The organism is Vibrio sp. 704 (assembly GCF_033339295.1).
On sequence record NZ_JAWOUH010000207.1, the window covers coordinates 1 to 892 of the forward strand.

Consider the following 892-nt stretch of genomic DNA (forward strand, 5'->3'; position numbering starts at 1 on the left):
TACTCCATCACGCAAACGGATCAAGGTAAGGTCGTTACAAGCGCAGATGATGTAAAAACGGGCGACCTTTTAGTCACCCGTTTGGCTAATGGTGAGATTCACTCTACCGTTAGTTAGCCGACTTTAAAATGAGCTTAGTCAGCTGATTTTCTGAAACTCAAATCGCACACGAGATTTGGATTTGAGTTCATTACAGGTATTGCAGAAATAATTGGCAGCCCCACAAGCCTGAAGCTTTTATAACTCAGCACCACAGTCCGGGCAAAAACCTACTTTTTTGAAATCGGATTCACATTGGCCACAATGATATTGACCAGTCCATTCTAGTTCTACTTCGCAATCTGGACATTTGTTCTGTTGCATATCTCTCACCTTACTGTTTCACTCGCTCCAGTATTCACATTTTCTAACCGCTAACCTTGATGTATATCACCATATGCAAGGTAATGGGTTTACTTCACGAGAAGCTTACTTTGAGAAAGATCTTATTCTGATCATCGGATATTTACCATTTGATCAGCGATCACCCCCTAAAAGAATATTTATATAACCACACACCGAAAGCATAAGTTACATATTCTGCATTCCAATTTAAAGAAGCATAAAATACCAAAATTAAATTCAAAAAAAGAAAAAACAGAATTTAATAAAAAGATCTAATTGAAAAAGCAAGCTATTACATCGGTGTGCATTTCAATCGTTTGTGAATCCATTTCGACCAACTTGACGTGTATCGAGCCAAAGTCACTCAAATGCTCTGCGTGCGTTCCTCCACAAGGGATCACGGCCAATTCTCCCTCTCCCAAGTCACATTTCCAATAACGCGAATCGGTCAAGTTGTCACCATGGCAGTCCATAATGATCGCCGCGTCTCTTTCCAGCCAAAGCTTCA

2 pseudogenes are annotated in these 892 nt (G+C 40.2%); both read right to left on the reverse strand.

Going from position 1 to position 892, the window contains the following annotated elements:
• Positions 1 to 138: 138 nt before the first annotated feature.
• Positions 139 to 363 (reverse strand): annotated as a pseudogene (locus R7R24_RS25490) (zinc ribbon domain-containing protein).
• Positions 364 to 656: 293 nt separating this feature from the next.
• Positions 657 to 892 (reverse strand): annotated as a pseudogene (locus R7R24_RS25495) (alanyl-tRNA editing protein); the annotation flags it as partial.